Here is an 18581-nt window from a genome sequence, read left to right as displayed (position 1 = left end):
AGGCGGACCCCCGGATTGCCGGGTATGAGTGGACGCCGGTGCGCGGCCGGCCGGACCCGACACGCGGCGATCAGCTGGATTCCAGGTCGCGGCGGCGGAGGCCGAAAGCGCCGGCCGCGCAGAGGATCAGGGCAACTGCCAGGGTGATCAGCACCGGGGTGAGGTCGAGCGGCTGAGCGGGTACCAGTGGGATGTTGTCGAACGGTGACAGGCTCATCAGCCAAGCGGGGAATTTCAGAGTCGCGCCGAACATCAGCACGACCACGCAGAAGGCCATTGCCAGCCAGGCCGCGGCCGTGGCCCGCGGTGCGAAACCGAACAGGAACAAGGTGATCCCGCCGAGCACCCATACCGCCGGCAGGTAGGTCAGTGCCGCACCGGTCAGCGTGATCGTCTGTGACAGCTCGCCGGTCGAAATACCGTAGGTGAGGCCCATCCCGAAACCGCTGAGCGCGACCACGACCGCCGATCCGGCCAGCATGATCACCGCATGCCCGGCCAGCCAGCGCATCCGGGTGAGCTGGGTGGACAGCAGAGGCTCGGCATGGCCGGCCGATTCCTCACCGCGCGGGCACAAGCCGGCGGAGATCGTATACGCCGAACCGATGATCGCCAATATCGCGACCGCCATCGCGTAGAAGGCGTCGACCATACTGCCCATATTCTGGCCCAGCACCTGATTCAGGTCGATTTCACCCAGCAGATCTTCGACGTCGTCGCCGATCGTGCCGAAGGCCAGGCCACCGAAGAACATACCCAGTGCCCAGCCGATCAGGCCGCCGCGCTGGAGCCGCCAGGCCAGGCCGAACGTGCCGTGCAGGGTTTCGGTGGCGCGGGCCGGGCCGGGACGGGGCGGAAGCAATCCGGCGCCGAAGTCCCGCCGGTCCAGCACTCGTGCCGCCACGATCCCGATTCCGGTCGCGGCTGCGAGAGATAGCAGCGCGGGCCACCAGATCTCGTTGTCGTAGGGGCGCATCGCCTGACCCCAGCCCAGCGGCGAGAACCAGGACAGTACACCGCTTCCGACATCGCCGACCGCGCGCAGCAGATACGAGATACCCAGGACAGCGCCCGTGATCGCATAGGCGGTGCGGGTACTCGCGCTGAGCTGGGCCGCCAGCAGGGCGACCGCGCCGAACACCAGACCGGCGCAGGTGGCGCCGACTCCCAATGCGATCGAGCCCGCGACCGGGAGTCCGTAACCGATCAGGCTGAGTGCGATCGCCGCGCCCAGCACGATATTCGCGGCCACCGCCACCACCGCCGCCGCGCAGGACGGAGCGTAACGGCCCACCACACCCGAACGGATGAGTTCGTCCCGTCCGGATTCCTCATTGGACCGGGTGTGCCGGCCGATGAGGAACATACCCATCAGCCCCGCCACCAGCATCCCGAATGCCGCGGACTGGAAAGCGACCTGGCCTTCCACCGTGTTCAGCACCCGTGGTGGGCCCGCCATCGCGATCATCGCGGCATTACTGCCCAGGCTGGCGGCCAGTGCGTCCAATTCGGCCTGTGAGGGATAGGCTGCGTCCAGCGCCACCGCCTGTGACCAGTAGATCATGGTGCCGCCCACGATCCAGGCCACCAGCGGCAGGCGTTCGCGGCGCAGCGCGAACCGGGTGAGAACACCGGTACCGGTGAAGGTGCCCGTATATCGGGCCGTATCCCGCACGGTCACGATTCCGGCACCCCCGCCGCCGCCAGTTCGTCGCCGTAGTGACGGAGGAACAGCTCTTCCAGAGTCGGGGGTTGACTGGTCAGGTTGCGGATCCCGAAGGGGGTGAGATGTTCCAGCACTGCGCCCAGGTCGACGGTGTCCACCTGGAATCGGACCCGGGTGCCGTCGGCGATCAGATCGTGGACCCCGGACAGTTCGGCCAACCCGGTGACCGGACGCTGGGTTTCGGCGTCGATCGAGGTCCGGGTGAGGTGGCGTAGCTGCGTCAGCGTCCCGGATTCGACCGCCCGGCCGTGCCGGATGATCGTCACCCGGTCGCACAGCGCCTCCACCTGCGCCAGGATATGGCTGGACAGCAGAACGGTCCGGCCCGCCCGGCGCACCTCCTCCACGCATTCCTGGAACACCGCTTCCATCAGCGGGTCCAGGCCCGCTGTGGGCTCGTCGAGCAGTAGCAGTTCCACATCGGAGGCGAGTGCCGCGACCAAGGCGACCTTCTGCCGGTTTCCCTTGGAGTAGGTGCGGCCCTTCTTCGTCGGGTCCAGGTCGAAACGTTCCAGCAGGTCCTTCCGTCTGCCCTCGTCCAGGCCGCCGCGTAGCCGCCCGAGCAGATCGATCACCTCGCCGCCGGTGAGACCGGGCCACAAGTTCACATCGCCCGGTACGTAGGCCAGTCGGCGATGCAATTCGGCGGCCTGCGACCAGGGGTCGCCGTCGAGCAGCCGTGCCGATCCGCCGTCGGCGCGCAGCAGACCGAGCAGGACGCGGATGGTGGTGGATTTACCGGCGCCGTTGGGTCCGAGGAAGCCGTGCACCTCACCGGAGGAGACCTGCAGGTCGAGACCGTCCAGGGCGCGAGTTCGGCCGAAGGTCTTCACCAGACCGGAGATATCGATCACGGCTGTCATGGGTGCACCCTATTCCGGTGCCGCCGAGATCACCGGGTTTTGCGCGCCGAGGCATCGGTGTGGTCGGCGCAGCGGCCGGACGTGCCGGCGGCGGTCAGGTCGGTCGGTTACCGGTGCTCGCCCCGCCACGGGCTTCCGGCAGCGTGTCAGCCGAGTCGGTGCAGATCGAGGAAATCGCCGACCGCGCGGCGGGGCGTCGGGGGCTGTGCGGCAGTGGTGGGCGCCGTACCGACCCGGACGACCACCTGCGGTTGCACCTGTCCGGGCACCAGGTTCGCGATAGCGCGCCGGCTGGTGGGGACCTCGGTGATATGGGTCAGCGGGCAGGTGGCCAGCCCCGCGGCCGTGCATTCGAGCAGCACCGCGGACAGGGCTTCGCCGCACCGCAGCCACTGGGCGGGCGTATCCGCGTCCGAACCCAGCACCAACAGTTGTGAGGCATCGGTGAGTTCGCCGCGCCGCAGTGAGGGCGGCGCGGCCGGGAAGGCCCGGCCCACCCCGACCTGGGCGAGTTCCGCGGCCGAGACCAGCGCGGAGATCGGCACACCGTCGGCAGGCGAATCGTTACCGGCCCACCAGTGCAGTTCGTTCAGGTACTGCGGATCGTAGGCCCGTAATGCCGCCGATTGCGCGGAGGCGGCGGCCAGCCGCAGCCGGGCCGACGCGTCGAGCGCGGTCACATCGATCGCACAGGCCGCGGCCGCGGCCCGCAGCGCGGGCTCCACTCGAGCCCAATCGCGCGGCGGCAGCATCGGCAACCGGTCGGTGTAGCGGCGGTCGATGGCCGCCGCCCGCGCCCGGACGGTATCGGAGACATCCCGGGCCGGCTCGAACTCGACTTCGGCGAGATGGTCCGCGGCGGTATCGGGTAACCGGGTCACCCGCGTGGACCAACCCGCCGCCGCGAATGCAGTGCGGATATGGTCCAGCAGGGCGCCGCAGCTGATGATCAATTGCCGGCCCTGTGGATCGGCCGAGGACAACCGCCGGCAGGTATCGCTGTACAACTGCAGCCGGTGACCGTCGAAGACGACCCGCCAGGGCTGTGTGTTGTGGACCGAGGGGGCGCGGCGAGCCAGGGCGAGCGCGGCCTGCACCGTCGGATGGTCGGGAACCCGAGCCGTACCGGTAGCGTCCATCTTCCGAGTCTGCCCGGCGCCGGGACGGCCGACCACCACCTGAGGAGATCCGGACCGAATCGTGGCAGTCAGGGCATGGGGCCGATACCGGTGATCAAGGTTCGGTCACCGATTCGCATCGTCGTGACCAGTTGCGGGTTGTACCCGAGCGGCGCGGACCCGGGCCGGTGTTCGGTGACGACCACGGTGTACTGGCCGACGAACGCGCCCGGCGTAATCCGGAGGCAGTGCGTGGTTCCTGCCGGGATCGTGTCGATACCGCGCTGGATATCGGCCGCGGGTGGAACCGCGGCATCCGGGGCCACCACGGTCCGCGCCTGTTCCGCGGACCGGGCCACGTAGTAGGCGTGCTGGAAACCGAAGATGGCATCGGTTCCGGATCCGGTGCCGCCGGGGCCGTTGCCCTGGATCGTGTTCCCGATACGCTCGGCCGGACAGTTGGGGTCCGCCTCCGACGAGACATCGCCCGCCGCGGCCGCGGGTGGATTCGGCGCCGTGGTCGCGGGGTCCGGTTCGCCGGCGCCCACGACCGCGAATTGCACATAGGCAGCGGCTCCGAGCGCCGCGAGCCCCGCGATGCCCAGCAATATGGGAGCTGACCGGTTTCGCCCGGGAGCAGGTGTCGGGCGGGTGGTCGCCGAAATCGGGGTGGAACTCTCGTGGGTGGTCAGCCGGGCCCGTAGCCGTTCACGCGCGGTGCTCGGCACGGTAGCGGTACCCGAACCCGGCGCCTGCCCGGCGTCCTCCGGGTTTTCCGGCGCACGTACCTCCTCGACCGGAGGTTCGTCGCCTGACGGAGCAGCACCTGGCCCGGACGGATGCGGTTCCACGGTGTCGCCGCCGGGTCTCGGGGGATAGCCGTCCGAAGACATCATCCAGTCCGCCCAATTACCTTCGTACCGGGCGTTCGAAAGCGGCTCGTCTGCCTCGGCCGCAAGATGACCCGGCACGCCGGCATCCAGCGGGTCCGCCGGGTAACCGGCCGGGCGGGGTGGTCGATGCTCCGGTCCGGTTCCGGCCGGCGGCCGGTGTACGGGATCGGCCGTGGTCCCAGGCAGGTTGTGCGACCCCGCCGAGTCCCGATGCCGGCGATGCGGCTCCGCTGATCGCGGAGGTATCGGGCGGCGGGTATCCGCGGCCGGCTGCCCGTGCCGAGAACTGCCGAGGTCCGGCGGCGACGGTTCGGGACCACCTGTGGTGCCGGCGGGAATGGTCCAGGGACCTGCTGTATCGGGTGCTGAAGGGGTGGGAACGCCGGCGCCGGGTGATCCGGTGTGTCGTGGGAAATCCGGGGCGGCTGCCCCCGGAGACGAGGGCTCCGTTGTGGTTCGCAGGCCCGGCCGGGAGCCGGCCGGAGTTCCCGAGGCAGAGCTGCCCATATCCGGCAGTAGCGGGATGGGCACGGTGGGCATCGGATCCGCCTGCGGCTCGTCGGGCGGATACCCGGGTTCGGTGTGGCCGCGCCTGGCCGGGAGCACCGGGCCGTTCGTGCTGCCGGGTCCCGGCCGTTGCCCGCCGGAGTCCGGGAACGGGGGATGTTCCGGGGGGCGCCTGCGGCCGGAATCGTCGGCATCGGGTCCGGGTCGGGTGGGCGGGTTCTCCCCGCCGGTGCCGGGACCCGGCGGCGGTCGGTCCATGACGCGGGCCCCCTTCATCGATTCACTGCGTGCGCTCGCTGACCACTTTTCTAGTGGATCGGCGGGCGCGGCGCAGCGCTGGGGCCGGGCCGGCTCACCAGTGAATGTTCACAGGATCACCGATACCGACGTTCTCGTAGTACCAGGCCGCGTCACCGGGGGCCAGATTGATACACCCGTGGCTGACATTGGAATTGCCCTGCTGGCCCACCGACCACGGTGCGGAATGAACGAAGACCCCGCCCCAGGTGAGCCGTACGGCCCACTCGCCGTCGATCAGGTACCCCTCCGGCGAATCCAGGGGGATCCCGATGGTGCGGGAATCGAAAATGAGGTTTCGGAACTTCTCCAGGACCGGATAGGTGCCGGTCGGGGTTTCGAACCCCGGCTTACCCATCGACGCCGGCATGGTGCGCACCACGTTGCCGCCGATGGAGACGGTGAAGGTGTGGGTGGACATGTTCGCGTCGGCGACGACTCCGCCGTTGGTCTGGAACTGGGTGTGCTGATCACCGAAGTTCACCGTGAAAGTGGTGTTCGCCGGGAGAAAACCGCTCGGTGTCCAGGTCAGTTCCCGGTCGCCGCGCCAGGAGTACGTACCGGGCAGGGGCCGGTCGGCGGTGACCGTCAGCGATTTCTCGGCGCGTGCGCGATCGGTGACCGTATCCGGAAACCGGACGGTAACCGGATGGGCGATTCCGACGACTGCGCCGTCGGCCGGAGCGACCGAGGTGACGGCCGTGGAATCGGCCGCACCGGCCGTCACGGCATTCGCGCCCGCCGGAAAGACGATCAGTGACAGTGCGATCGTGAGAGCCAGAAACAGGTGCCGGGCAACAATATTCATGGTTCCACCCCTTACGGAGGACTGGTGGACAGAGGTCCATCCTAAGGGGCCATGATCAACTAAACCAGCCAGGATATCGTCCCGGCACCTGTTTGCGATGTAGACACACCGGGTGATTGCTATTCGGTGACGAGTTTCCAGTCGTCGGGCAGCCCGTGGACATGCATGGTCGAGCCCTCGGCGTGGATACTCACCGTGGCCGCACCCAATCGCAGGTCCGTCAGGCCGACCTTGCCCCATTCTCGCGGGAGTTGCGGAGTCACCCGCAGGGTGCGCGTCGGCGCGCACGGCGACAGGCCGAGGAAAGAGCGCACCAGCAGCAGCGGGGCGGCGCTCGCCCAGGCCTGCGGCGAACAGGAGGTGGGGTAGGGGACCGGGGAGCGGAAATCGGTACGGGCGAACCCGCAGAACAATTCGGGTAGCCGCCCGCCGAACTCGCAGGCCGCGTCGAGCAGTCCGGTGGCGAGCCGTTCGGCCAGTTCGCTCGCGCCCGCGATATGCCGATACCGCAACAGTCCGGCCACGGCGATGGCGGTGTCGTGCGGCCACACCGAGCCGTTGTGATAGCTCATCGGGTTGAAGGCGCCCATCGAGGAGGCCAGGGTGCGCAGCCCGAAACCGCTGTCCATGGCCATATCGGCGAGTCGTTCGATCAGTTCGGCGGCGCGTTCGTCGGATACGATCCCGGTCCACAGACACTGCGCGGCGTTACTGGTCAGCGCGTCGACCTGGTTCTTCTGGCCGTCCAGCGCCACCGCGTACCAGCCGTTCTTGGCGACCCAGAAGGCCTCGTCGAACTGTGCCTTGAGCGTTTCGGCCTGTTCGCGCAGGCGTTCGGCGGTACCGGTATCCCCGAAGTATTCGGCGAGCTGGGCGCGGGCCCGGCGCGCCGCGTACACATAGCCCTGGACCTCGCACAGCGCGATGGACGGTTCGGCCAGATGCCCGGTTGCGTCGTTGATCGCGTCGAAACTGTCCTTCCAGCCCTGATTGCTCAGTCCGCGATCGGTTTTGCGGCGGTATTCGACGAACCCGTCGCCGTCGGCGTCACCGTACTCGTCGATCCAGGCCAGTGCTGCGTCGGCAGCCGGGAGCAGTTCGCGCACCACCGCGTCCCCGGCGCCCCAGCGCCAGCATTCGGCCAGCAGCATGACGAACAGTGGGGTGGCGTCGACCGATCCGTAGTACACGGTGCCGCCCAGCACCTGGCCGCTGGCCGGGCCGTGCCGCATCTCGTGCATGATGCGCCCCGGCTCCTCCTCGGTGATCGGATCGACCTTCGTGCCCTGCAGATCCGCCAGCCGGCGCAGCGTGCCGACCGCGAGGGCCGAATCCAGCGGTAACGCCATCCAGGAAGTGAGCAGACTGTCCCGGCCGAACAGCGCCATGAACCAGGGCGCGCCCGCGGCCACATAGGCGGGGGCGCCGTCGGTACTGCCGTCGATACGCAGGGCCCCCAGATCGCTCTCGGTGCGCTGCAGCACCTCGGACAATGCCGGATCGGTGGCGGTGAGATCGGTGGCGGTGGCCCGCCACGCCTTGAGCCGGCTGATCGGGCTGTCCTCGTCGTCACCGAAAGCCATCTGCACCCTGCGGTGGGCGAGCACCGGCTGGGCCAGGATCTGGGTATCCCAGCGGCCCCGGGCCGGCACCACCACCTGCCAGGTGATGGTGCCGGGCAGCATGACCGCCCCGCCCGTGGCGCTGACGGTCAGGCCACGGCCGGGTTCGTTGTGATCGGTCAGATGCAGATCGCCGTCCACGGCATTGTGTTCGGCGCCGCCGCCGTGGTTACGGCCCTCCTTCACAGCGAACAGATCCGCGAAATCGGAGTCGACGAACAGGGTTATCGTCATCGCCGTATCCTCGTGACCGAGGTTGTGCACGGAGATGGCCTCTTTGAGCCCGTTGGCGATGAGCCGGCGGCGAACCACCAGAACGGTGCTGTCGGCGACCCCGGCCCGTGGGGGCTTACGCAGGATGAATCGCCCTTTGAACGCCTCCGGCGTGAGGACCGTGAGATGTTCGGCGGGCTGGCCGTCCAGGCGCAGTTCCCAGCGCGAGATCACGCGCGCATCGCGATAGAACAGTCCTTGCGAAGTGCCGGAATGGATATCGCCGAGTGGGTCGGACAGGCAGAAGGTGCTTGCCTCGACCAGGGTGACCGTCCCCCCGCCGCCATTGATGGCGGCGGGCTGGCCGGAGTTGAGAATACTCGGCGTTGCGTTCATGCCCTACTCCATACCGGTGTCGTGCCGGCGTCGGCGCGGATCGCGGGTACGGCGTTGCGGCGCATACCGACGGCGGACAGTGCCTGGCCCCTGCTGTGGGCCTCGTCCCATGCATCGAGTATGCGGTAATAGGCGGCCTCGTAGCCCGCGCCGAGCTGATCCACGCCGAAATAATCCTCGACGCGGCGGCGGCAGGCATGCGGGTCGAGTTCGCTCGCTTTGGCGATGGCGGCGGGCAATTCGTCCGGATGATCGCAGATGATGCCGGTGACGCCGTCCTCGATGACCTCTTCCACCGCACCGCCGCGCAACGCGACGACCGGGGTGCCGCAGGCCATCGCCTCGATCATCACGATGCCGAAGGGTTCTTCCCACCGGATCGGGAACAGCAGGCAGCGCGCACCGGCCAGGAGTTCGCGTTTGGCCACCGCGTCGGCCTCACCGAAGATATGGTCGGATTCGGTGAGCAGCGGTTCGATCTCCTTGGCGAAGAACGCTTTTTCGGGCGGCTCGTTGCACTTACCGGCCAGGACGAGCTTTATCCCGGCCTCGTGTGCTGCCCGCAGCGCCAGCTGCGGCCCCTTGTAAGGGGCGTAGCGGCCGAGGAACAGTGCATAGTCCTGTTTCTCGGTGCGGAACGGCCATTCGCTGGGGCGCAACGCGTTGTGCACACGGCCGATCCAGTTGAAGCTCGGGGCGAGTTCGCGCTGCCGGTCGCTGATCGCGACCAGGCGGGTGTGCTCGTCGAGAGCGCCGTAGTACTCCCACATATCGTTGTCGACCGGCCCGTGCACGGTGACCGCGGTCGGGATGCCCAGGTTCTCGTAGGCCGGGGCATTCAAGGGTCCGGCGAACGTGTGGTCGTGGATGATGTCGATATGCCGGGAGCGGGCCAGTTTCTCCACCATGCGCCGCACCTTGAGGGCGTTGACGACCTCGGGGAACGGGTCGCCCAGCCGTTCGGCCTGAGTGGTCTCCCAGACCGGCACGAATTCCGCATCCGTACCGGGCTTTCCGGCGCCCAGTAGTGTCACCCGGTGCCCGCGCGCGACCAGCGTGTCGGCGAGTTCGGCGACCACGGCCTCCACGCCGCCGTAACCGGCCGGGGGCACATCGAAGTACGGGGGCGCCACCAGCACGATGTTCAGCGGATGGTTACGCCCGGCCCCACCGAAGCGTGCGCGCCGGGGTTTTCGCGCCGGAGTATCCGATTCGGAATCAGCATTCGTGAATATGGTGCTCAACTTTCCTCCTCGTTTTGTGGCCGCGCGACAGTTGTCGAGCGCCGCCCGGCCAATGGGTGGAGCTGATCAAGAACCATTCGTCGAGGTGATGCTGCTGGAAGCACGCCGGAATATCCCGGCGGCCGGAATGAAGCGCGGCATGCGGGGCTGTTCGCCTCCGCCGCGCGGGAATATCAATCGCCGTAACGGGCCGAACGGCCGGGCGAAATGCCGAAAGCAGACCGGTCCGGTGGCGCGGCAATGGCCAGGGTGAGGCCGGCGCGTCTGCGGACCAGACACTCGGGAGAACAAAGTCTGTGGATATCGTGGGCGCGCCGGGCCTGGCCCGGTGTCAAAGTGCCCGGATCCGCCGAGCAGTCGGCGATATTGGAGACGACTCCGTGTTCGGTGATGACATCGATTCCCGGTTCGGTGACTTCCGCCGCGGCCGGCGCCGATGTGTACCCGATCCTCACCGTTACCTCCTGCACTCGTCGAGCTGGAGCAAACAGTTCCCGGCCACCGGAACTCCGCCGGCCGGTCTAGCCGATGGTGCCTGGGTCGAGCGGTGGAGCAGTGTGAATATCTCCGAACGCCGCCCATTCTACGCGTGCCGTGTTCGTACTAATATCTCGAATAATCCCAGTTCGGCATATACCTGGTTAATTTGTGCGTGCTGATATGTGCACGCGTTTCAGGTACGGACCGTATGGAGTACTTCCTGGTGGAGCGAATCCGCACGTGCGGTGATTTCCGAAATCCGGCCCAGGACCTCGGTGAAGGCCGCGGCGCGCGCGTCCGGGAGTGAACCCAGATTGATCTCGATATTCAGTTGTGAGGTCACCGCGGCCGCCCGTGCGGCCGCACCGGCAGCCCCGATATCGGTGACTACATTCGGGTTTCCGATCGGCAGCAATTCGGCTGCGAGAGCCAGTACGCCGTCGGCCTCGTCTACCACGGCCGCCGGTACCCGGGCGGCTTCGAGCAGTGCCGCCTCGATCGCTGCGCTGCGCTGCGCCTGCTCGCTCTCGGATTCCTTGGGCAGCTTGTAAGCCGCGCCCACCGCGGTGAATGCCGCGGCATCCGCGTCGGCAAGGGCGAGCGCGCGTTCGCGGGCCGCGTCGGCCGCCTCGATGATCCGGTCGACGACCGGCCGGTGTTCGGCGTCCTTGGCCCGGGTCGTGTACCGCGCGACCATGGCGACCAGTGCCGCGCCCTGGGCCGCATGCAGGGCGGCGACCGCGCCGCCGCCCGGTGCGGGCACCTTCGCCGCGAGTTCGCCCAGGTAGTCGCCGATGGGCGACCGGCCGAAACCGGTACCGGCGGGCTGGGGCGATTGGTTGGGCTGCGACACGATCGGGCCTTTCTCGATACGGTAGCTCGAAGTTAGCTGCACTGCGCATGGGGTTACCGCCCTCAACCTACCGCGTCCACCGGCGTGGCCGGTGCCGGGCCACCCCGTAGCCGGGTTTATGTTGAGGGCATGCGGATCGGATTGAGCATCAATTACTCGGGCGGCTTCACGGAAGCCGCAGCCGAAGTGGCCGATTTGGAACGGGCCGGCCTGGATATCGTGTTCGTCCCCGAGGCGTACTCGTTCGACGCGGTGAGTGCCCTGGGCTACCTGGCGGCCAAAACCACCCGGTTGCAACTGGCTTCGGGAATCATGCAGCTCTACACCCGCACGCCCACGCTGACCGCAATGACCGCGGCCGGACTCGATTTCGTCTCCGACGGTCGCTTCGTGCTGGGGCTGGGTGCCTCCGGCCCGCAGGTCATCGAAGGTTTCCACGGTGTTCCCTACGATGCGCCGATCGGGCGGACCCGCGAACTCGTCGAGATCTGCCGCAAGGTGTGGCGCCGGGAACGACTCACCTACCAGGGCAAGTACTATCAGATCCCGCTGCCCGAAGGCGCCGGCACCGGACTCGGTAAGCCGCTGAAACTGATCAACCACCCTGTTCGCGAACGCATCCCGGTGCTACTGGCCGCGCTCGGCCCGAAGAATGTCGCCCTCGCCGCGGAAATCGCCGAAGGCTGGCAGCCGATCTTCTTCCTGCCCGAACGCGCCGACGCAGTCTTCGGGGATGCCCTGCGTGCGGGCAAAGAGAAGCGCGATCCCGAACTCGGCCCGCTCGATGTCTACGCCGGACCCGCCCTGGCGATCGGCGAGAACGTCGAGCCGCTGCTCGAGTTCGTCAAACCCATGCTCGCACTCTACATCGGCGGTATGGGCGCCAAGGGCAAGAACTTCTACCACACCCTCGCCACGAAGTACGGCTACGGCGCCGAGGCCGACCGGATCCAGGAACTGTACCTGGCCGGGAAGAAAGACGAGGCCACCCAGGCGGTTCCCGACCAGTTGGTCCGGGATGTCTCGCTGATCGGCCCGGCCGGATACGTCAAGGAACGTATCGCGGCCTTCGCCGAAGCCGGAGTCACCGTTCTCAACGTCGCCCCACTGGCGGCCACCCCCGCCGACCGGGTTGCGCTGATCGAACAGCTACGCGCCCTCTGCGACTGATGTGAAGGCCGGCCGGGGCGCGGTGGAGACGAGCCGTCGCGTCCCGGTTCGAATTACCCCGGTCGAGGTCCCGGGATACGGCCGTATCGCCGGTTGTGGCGGCGGTGAAGCTCAGCGGCGGCAGCCGGTCGGCATGGTCGGGGCTCATCATCACGCCCGGCAGCGTGCCGGTCCCGCGGACACCGGATTCGGAGACAGTAGGTCAGCGGGTCTCGGCGAAACTCGACCGGTCGAATCGCCGGAGAACACGGCGGTCGGGGTCGGGCGGGGGCAGTTCCCGGGACCAACTCGATTCGACCGCACATGAACTCCGTGGGATGTCGACGACGGAGCTGCGATAGCAGGGCCGTGCGGGAGTCTGCCCGTATCGCCCACGCAGTGGCGTGGGGTAGCGGGTGCGCGCTGCTGTCATCCAGCGTGGCCGGGTAGACCCGGTGCTTCACCGGCCTGCCGGGTTACGGGACCGGGCGGATCGCCGGTCCCGGCGGCCGCCCGGTCGAGCCGGGCGGCCGCCGGAGCGGCAGCCTCAGTCTCCCCGGACGCTCGCGAGCGCGTCGTCGAGGGTGGAATGCAGGTCGAAGACCTGGTCCAGCGCCGTCATCTTCAACTGACGGCTGGTGGCCGGCCCCTCGGCGACCAGGGCGATGGTGGTTTTGTCCCCGGCGCGCTGATGTGCGGCGACCAATGCGGCCATCCCGGCCGAGGCCAGGAAGCTCACGGCCGCGAGGTCGACCACCAGGTGGTTCGGCCCGGCGTCGAGGGCTGCGTCGATCGCTGTCTCCAGAGCGGGTGCCGTGGCGAGATCCACCTCGCCGGTCACCGTGAGCACGGTGACGCCGTGGTGGTCGGCGACCGAAGTCGTCATCGTATCCGTGAGTGGGTTCGCGTCGGGGGAAGAGTTCGTCACATCATCACAATCTGCCATGGGCCTCTCGATCTCGCTGCATCGTACCCCCGTGGGATCGGTTGTTCGTTCCGCGCAGGGCGCTGGCCACCGGGAATGTGATCGCCGGCAGGGTCACCGACATCCGTACCCGGGTGCCGGGACCCGGGTGGTCGATCTCGAGTTCCTCGGTGAGTGCCCGCATCATATCGATTCCCCGGCCCCGCGGGCCCGGGTCCGTGGGGCGGGGCCGCCACGTCCCGGTATCGGTGGTTTCGATGATCACCCGGTCGCCGGCGCATTCGGCGGTGATCGTCACGCGTTCGGCGTCCGTGGCGCCGTCCTGATAGGCGTGTTCGATACTGTTGCTGCACGCTTCGTTGGTGGCTGCCACCAGATCGGCGGTGAGGTTGTGCGGGACCGCCGCAGCGGACAGCCAGGCCGTCAGGGAGCGGCGCAGCATGGTCAGCCGGTCGGGCCGGGCCGGTAGGTCCAGTTTCAGCGGTTCCGGGGGCTGGCGGTAGACCACCATGGCGATATCGTCGTCGTATCCGCCGTCCGGCCGCAAGGCCGAAAGTACCGAATCGGCCACCTCGCGCGGTAGCTTCTCGGCCGTATCGGCCAAGGTTTCGGCGATCTTCGTGAAACCTTCGTCGATATCCTCACCGCGGCGTTCCACCAGTCCGTCGGTGAACAGCACCAGGGTCGATCCCGGCGGCAGCGGGGTGGTGGCCTCGGGACGGCGCAGGGTTTCGAAGGTCGCCAGCGGAACCGATCGGCCGCCCTCGAGCAGCCGGCCGGTTTTGTCCACATCGGCCAGGATGGGCGGCATATGCCCGGCATTGCTGTAGCGGACGAGTCCGCGCACCGGGTCGAGAACTGCCGCGCAGACGGTGGTGCACAGGGCACCGGGGATCCGGGCCGCCACGGGATCGAGTTCGGTGAGCAGCTGCGCCGGTCCGGCGCCGCGAAGCAGCAGCGCGCGGGCGGCGGTGCGCAGCTGGCCCATCACCACGGCGGCCGAGAGTCCGCGGCCCACACAGTCGCCGACCACGACCCCGATCGTCCCGTCCGGCAGCGGGACCACGTCGTACCAGTCACCGCCGATCTCGAGCGGCGGCAGCGCGGGTTCGTAGTGCACCGAGAAGCGGGGTGGGAGTTCGATCGGGCCGAGCATGGCCCGCTGCAGGGTCAGCGAGGTGGAGCGGGCCTGGTCGAAGTTGCGTGCCCGCTGCACGGCCAGGCTCAGATGCCCGATGAGCAGCGAGAACAGCGTCCAATCGGCGGCGTCGACAACTCGCGGCACGGCAAACCGCAGCCATAGGGCGGCATCTCCGGTTTCGCCCAGCGGCGCCACGATCCCCTCCGCGCTGCCCGCACCCTCGGGGACGGCGATGAGAGTGCGGCCGGGACGTAGGCGCGCGCGTTTGAGAATGGCCTCGGTCGCCGGTTTCAGGCCCGTGGCGCTCGCTTCCGCGGGCGCGGCGGGCGGTGTTCCGGACACGTACACCGCCGGTGCCTGATGGGCGGCCCAGACCGCCACCACCGCGGTTTCCGCGCCGACCGTCCGCCGTAGTTCGTCGAGACCCACCTCGAGCACCTCGGCCACTGTGGTGGCGGCGGCCAAGGCGGTGGCGAGACGGTTGGCGGCCTGATCGCGCGCCTGTGCGTCGTGTTCGGCCGTGACATCGCGAACGGTGCCGACGAAGATATGCTCCCCGCCGTCGGGTTTCACCAATGAGCTGGTACTCACCCCGATCCAGCGGCGCCGGCCGTCCCGATGCTGGATCGGCACCACGAACCGGGACGCCTCGGTGCCCAAATCGGGGTAGCGCGGTCCCTCCGGTATCGACCACGGATGGGGAATCGGGTAGGGAACGCCCGGCGCGCCGTACCCGGTGAGCTCCCCGAAAGCCTTGTTGACCTCGATGATCGTGCCGCGGGAGTCGGCGACGAAGAACCCGTCCTGCAGCGATTCCACCAGCGCCGTACGGAATTCGTCGCGGCCGGCGAGATCGTCGGCGCGGGAACGCTGCTGCTCGTAGCGCCGGGTGCCGTCGAGGTAGCCACGGGTGGCCACATCGAGGGTGATCAAGGTCTGCAGCAGGAATTCCAGTGCGTTCTCGGCCAGCGGGCTGTCGGCGCGGGCGGCCCCGGTGGCGGCGGTCTCCGGCTCGTCCGCTTCGAGCTGCACCTGTTTCGCCACCCGGAAGTGGTGTTCGGTGAGGTCGAGCAGGCTGATCCCCTCCACGAGCGCGCGGCGACCGAGTTCGTGTGCTTCGGCCAGCCCGTCGCCTTCGGGCACGGCGAGGTGACGGCGCAGTGCGTCGGCGTAAGTGTCGAGGAATGCCGTCAGGATCTCGCTCATATCCTGCCCCGGTGGGTCATGACGCTTCTTGTCCGGGTACGGCGCCCTGGGCGACACCGCGGACCCGGGCGGCCAGCACCAGCGCATCGTCGGTGTCCTTGGCATACCGGTCCACGAGTTCGCGGGCGATCTCCGCTGTGGACGCGGCCAGGTCGATGCCCGCGCCCGGTTCGAACACCACCCCGTCGGTGGACATGAGCAGCAGGTCACCCGGGCGCACCGGCACCGTCTGCGGCTGCAGGTTCGGCGGCAGCCGGTAGCCGACGATCCCGCCGCTCTGTAAAACCGTGGCACTGATCTGCGGCCCGGTGGGTCCGGCGGTCACCACCTGGGAGTCCACATTGCCGACCCCGAGCCATTGCGCTTCCTGCGCACCGAACAACGCCAGCGTCACCGCGGCGCCGCGGGTATCCGACATCGCCCGATGACACAGCACCATCAGCACATCCAGCGGTTCGGCCCGGTTGTCGCCGAGGACCCGCGACGCACGATCGACCGCGGCCGCCGCGGCGGCGCCGTGACCGAGGCCGTCGAGTACCGCGAACAGCACGGAGCCGGTACCGGTGTCCAACACCACGCAGCGATCCCCGGAAACATCCTGTCCGGGGAGAGCGCGGCCGGCCACGGCCCATTCGATCCGGCCGATGAAACCGTCCTCATGCACCCTGGGGTACCCACTTCCACATCTCCACCAACGTGCCCTGATTGGGTGCGGATTCGATGGACATCCCGTCCATCAGTCGTTTGGCGCCGGGTAGACCCAAACCGAGGCCCCGGCCGGTGGAGTACCCGTCTTCCATAGCGCGGGGGATATCGATGATGCCCGGGCCCTGGTCCTTGGCCTGGACCACGAGAGCGCGACGTCCGTCGCGCTCGGCCACCTGCAGTCGGATCTCACCGCTGCCGGCGTAACTGGTGATATTCCGGGCGACCTCGGAGATCGCCGTGGAGATCATGGTCCGGTCGGTGAGGGTGAAGCCGAGTTCCTCGGCCAGCTCACGCCCGGCCTGACGTGCGGTCACGATGTCGTTCGACATCTTCACCGCGATTACCACCCGATCAGCGGCCACTGTCACGACCATCTCGATGCTGGTGCCGGGCCGAGGATTTCCGGTTCAGCCAAGCCAAGCCCTCCTCGAGGTCCAGCGCGGTGTGCATATCCTCGAAGGTGAGGCCGAGTTGCACCATGGCGAAGGCGACCTCGGGCTGGAGACCGACGATCACGGTCTCGGCGCCGCGTAACTGCGTCATATGCGCGATGGTGCGCAGTGACCGGGCGGCGAAGGAATCCATCACGTCGATCGCCGTGACGTCGACGATGATGCCCTGGGCGCGGTACTTGCTGACCTGTTTCATCAGGTCGTCCTGTAGGCGCTCGGTATCGGCATCGGTCAGTGCGGACTGGACGGATGCGATCAGATATGTGCCCTGTTTGAGGATAGGTACTGGCATATCGGTTCCGTCAGCGCGAATCGCGTTCGCTGCGTTCGGTCACTCTGGACACTTCGTAGCCCAGTAACCGTTCCGCTTCTTCGATACCGCCCTGCAGGTCGCCGACCGCGTTCATCTTCGACAGATCCAGTCCGATGGTCACCAGGGTCAACGCGATCTCCGAGGACAGACCGGTCATGATGACGCTCGCGCCCATGAGCCCGGAGGCGTCGACGGTCTGCACCAGGTGGTTGGCCACGGTGGAGTCGATATCGGGCACACCGGTGATGTCGATGACGACCACCTTGGCTCGGTTGTCCCGGATCGCGCGCAGCAGCTGTTCGGTGAGCTGGCGGGCGCGCTGACTGTCCAGCACGCCGATTATCGGCAGGATCAGCAGCTGTTCGCGGACCTGTAGCACCGGGGTGGACAGTTCGCGGATGGCTTCTTGCTGTTGCCGGATCACGCGCTCGCGTTCCTGGACGAACGAGATGGCCACGGTGTTCGCGATTCGATTCGCGGCCGGTTCGTAGGCGTCCAGGACGGCGTTGAGCAGATCGAAGTTGGATTGGTACTTCTCGAACAGGGAGCGGGCGAGGACATCGCGCAGCAGCAGCACCATACCGAGGACTTCGTCGGTTTCGACTCCTCTCGGGATGATGCGCTCGGACAGATCGCGCGCGTACGCCTGCAGTGCTTCGACGCTACCGGTTTCCAGCACCTCGACGTAATTGTCGTACACCGACGTCGCCTCGGAGAAGACCTCGTCGGGCGTCATGGCGGTGAGCAGTCGCGCCTCGGTGATACGCCGCGCCCATTCCTCGCGCAGTGCGGTGCGGTTCTGGCGCAGATGTTCGACCAACTGCGGCAGCAGTTTGTCGACGGAAACCTCGGCCAATGAGTCCGCCGAAAGGCCCATGGACACCTCGGACATGTAACTTGTGCCCCTTTCGACGGCGGTCCGGTACATCGTAATGACTTCGGCGGTCTTGCCGATACCGAGCCTAGTCATACCCGTGCTCCTATGCCGGTGAAACCTGCTGGTCCGGTTTAGTCGCCGGTTGTGACCTGGAACGCGTCCGATCCGGCGAAACCGTGTTCCAAAGCGGCCAGCGCGCGATCGAGATAAACGGTCAGATCCGTGTCGGCGCGGGCCAGCCATGCATCGAAGGCGGCGCGGGCGGCGGCGAGGGTCGTGCGGCCCACTGCCATCGGGATCAGCGAATCCGCCGGTTCGCCGAGCCGGGTGGCGGCGAATTCGCCGACCGCGCGTTCCCACGCGTCGTAGTGGGCGCCGGCGGTGGCGGTCAAGGCGGGGACGTCGGCCACCAGTTTCATCCGGGTCCGCAGTTCCGCGACATCCTCGGCGCGGTAGCGGTTGGCGTTGACGACCACTCGCCGGACGGCGGCCATCATCGGTTCGTCCGGTGTCACGGTCGCGAAGGCGGCGCGTAACCCGGCGACCTCGTCGTCGAACGAGTACCACAGCACTTCGGCCTTGCCGGGGAAGTAACGGAAGAAGGTGCGCCCACTGATCCCGGCCGCTGCCGCGATCTGCTCGACCGTCGTCTCGTCGAAGCCCTGTTCGCTGAACAGTCGCATGGCGATCAGTTCGAGTGCGCGTTTGGTGGTACCCCGGGGGCGGCCCCGTGGATGCTGTGCCGTCACAGGACGATTCTGAACGATGCGCCGCGCGGCCGGGCCACGAT

At 68.0% G+C, this 18581-nt stretch carries 17 protein-coding genes; 1 reads left to right on the top strand and 16 read right to left on the bottom strand.

Annotated features, from left to right (window positions below):
* Positions 1 to 70: 70 nt before the first annotated feature.
* The 9 genes from IU448_RS05700 to IU448_RS05660 form a co-directional block, all read right to left on the bottom strand.
* Positions 71 to 1681 (bottom strand): ABC transporter permease, encoded by a 1611-nt coding sequence (locus IU448_RS05700; RefSeq protein ID WP_195054389.1) that lies wholly within the window; start codon positions 1679 to 1681, stop codon positions 71 to 73.
* Positions 1678 to 2589 (bottom strand): ABC transporter ATP-binding protein, encoded by a 912-nt coding sequence (locus tag IU448_RS05695; RefSeq protein ID WP_195054388.1) that lies wholly within the window; start codon positions 2587 to 2589, stop codon positions 1678 to 1680. Before IU448_RS05695 ends, IU448_RS05700 begins: the two co-directional genes overlap by 4 nt.
* A gap of 146 nt (positions 2590 to 2735) precedes the next feature.
* A complete protein-coding gene (locus tag IU448_RS05690; RefSeq protein ID WP_195054387.1) occupies positions 2736 to 3728 on the bottom strand; it encodes an Acg family FMN-binding oxidoreductase in 993 nt (330 codons plus the stop codon).
* 68 nt (positions 3729 to 3796) lie between these two features.
* Positions 3797 to 4435, bottom strand: a complete 639-nt coding sequence (locus tag IU448_RS05685; protein ID WP_195054386.1) for a hypothetical protein — start codon at positions 4433 to 4435, stop codon at positions 3797 to 3799.
* Positions 4436 to 5459: 1024 nt separating this feature from the next.
* On the bottom strand, positions 5460 to 6212 hold the full coding sequence (locus tag IU448_RS05680; protein ID WP_195054385.1) for a L,D-transpeptidase: 753 nt from the start codon (positions 6210 to 6212) through the stop codon (positions 5460 to 5462).
* A gap of 119 nt (positions 6213 to 6331) precedes the next feature.
* Positions 6332 to 8443, bottom strand: coding sequence for a glycogen debranching N-terminal domain-containing protein (locus IU448_RS05675; protein WP_195054384.1), 2112 nt, complete (start codon positions 8441 to 8443; stop codon positions 6332 to 6334).
* Complete coding sequence (locus IU448_RS05670; protein WP_228812297.1) at positions 8440 to 9591, bottom strand: glycosyltransferase family 4 protein; 1152 nt, start codon at positions 9589 to 9591, stop codon at positions 8440 to 8442. Before IU448_RS05670 ends, IU448_RS05675 begins: the two co-directional genes overlap by 4 nt.
* A gap of 269 nt (positions 9592 to 9860) precedes the next feature.
* Positions 9861 to 10142, bottom strand: coding sequence for a hypothetical protein (locus IU448_RS05665; RefSeq protein ID WP_195054382.1), 282 nt, complete (start codon positions 10140 to 10142; stop codon positions 9861 to 9863).
* A 218-nt stretch (positions 10143 to 10360) separates the two neighbouring features.
* A complete protein-coding gene (locus IU448_RS05660; protein ID WP_416382958.1) occupies positions 10361 to 11020 on the bottom strand; it encodes a cyclodeaminase/cyclohydrolase family protein in 660 nt (219 codons plus the stop codon).
* 129 nt (positions 11021 to 11149) lie between these two features.
* On the opposite strand from IU448_RS05660, the gene IU448_RS05655 reads away from it, so the two are divergent.
* Complete coding sequence (locus IU448_RS05655) at positions 11150 to 12190, top strand: LLM class F420-dependent oxidoreductase (RefSeq protein ID WP_195054381.1); 1041 nt, start codon at positions 11150 to 11152, stop codon at positions 12188 to 12190.
* Between the two features lie 526 nt (positions 12191 to 12716).
* Here the strand turns inward: IU448_RS05655 and IU448_RS05650 are convergent.
* The 7 genes from IU448_RS05650 to mftR all read right to left on the bottom strand — a co-directional run bounded on the left by IU448_RS05650 (position 12717) and on the right by mftR (position 18540).
* Positions 12717 to 13055, bottom strand: a complete 339-nt coding sequence (locus tag IU448_RS05650; RefSeq protein ID WP_195055052.1) for an STAS domain-containing protein — start codon at positions 13053 to 13055, stop codon at positions 12717 to 12719.
* A 46-nt stretch (positions 13056 to 13101) separates the two neighbouring features.
* Positions 13102 to 15441, bottom strand: coding sequence for a SpoIIE family protein phosphatase (locus IU448_RS05645; protein ID WP_195054380.1), 2340 nt, complete (start codon positions 15439 to 15441; stop codon positions 13102 to 13104).
* 16 nt (positions 15442 to 15457) lie between these two features.
* Positions 15458 to 16105 (bottom strand): SpoIIE family protein phosphatase, encoded by a 648-nt coding sequence (locus tag IU448_RS05640; RefSeq protein WP_195054379.1) that lies wholly within the window; start codon positions 16103 to 16105, stop codon positions 15458 to 15460.
* On the bottom strand, positions 16098 to 16511 hold the full coding sequence (locus IU448_RS05635) for an anti-sigma regulatory factor (protein WP_033241693.1): 414 nt from the start codon (positions 16509 to 16511) through the stop codon (positions 16098 to 16100). Before IU448_RS05635 ends, IU448_RS05640 begins: the two co-directional genes overlap by 8 nt.
* Complete coding sequence (locus IU448_RS05630) at positions 16501 to 16893, bottom strand: STAS domain-containing protein (RefSeq protein ID WP_033241694.1); 393 nt, start codon at positions 16891 to 16893, stop codon at positions 16501 to 16503. The genes IU448_RS05635 and IU448_RS05630 overlap by 11 nt, the downstream gene beginning before the upstream one ends.
* Before the next feature lie 10 nt (positions 16894 to 16903).
* On the bottom strand, positions 16904 to 17806 hold the full coding sequence (locus tag IU448_RS05625; RefSeq protein ID WP_033241695.1) for an STAS domain-containing protein: 903 nt from the start codon (positions 17804 to 17806) through the stop codon (positions 16904 to 16906).
* Positions 17807 to 17922: 116 nt separating this feature from the next.
* Positions 17923 to 18540 (bottom strand): mycofactocin system transcriptional regulator, encoded by a 618-nt coding sequence (gene mftR, locus IU448_RS05620; RefSeq protein ID WP_280458440.1) that lies wholly within the window; start codon positions 18538 to 18540, stop codon positions 17923 to 17925.
* Positions 18541 to 18581: the final 41 nt, after the last annotated feature.

The sequence above is a fragment of the Nocardia flavorosea genome (genome assembly GCF_015477805.1).
Lineage (GTDB): Bacteria > Actinomycetota > Actinomycetes > Mycobacteriales > Mycobacteriaceae > Nocardia > Nocardia flavorosea_A.
Note: the sequence above shows the minus strand (reverse complement) of the source record. Positions and strands in the feature narration are given on the sequence as shown.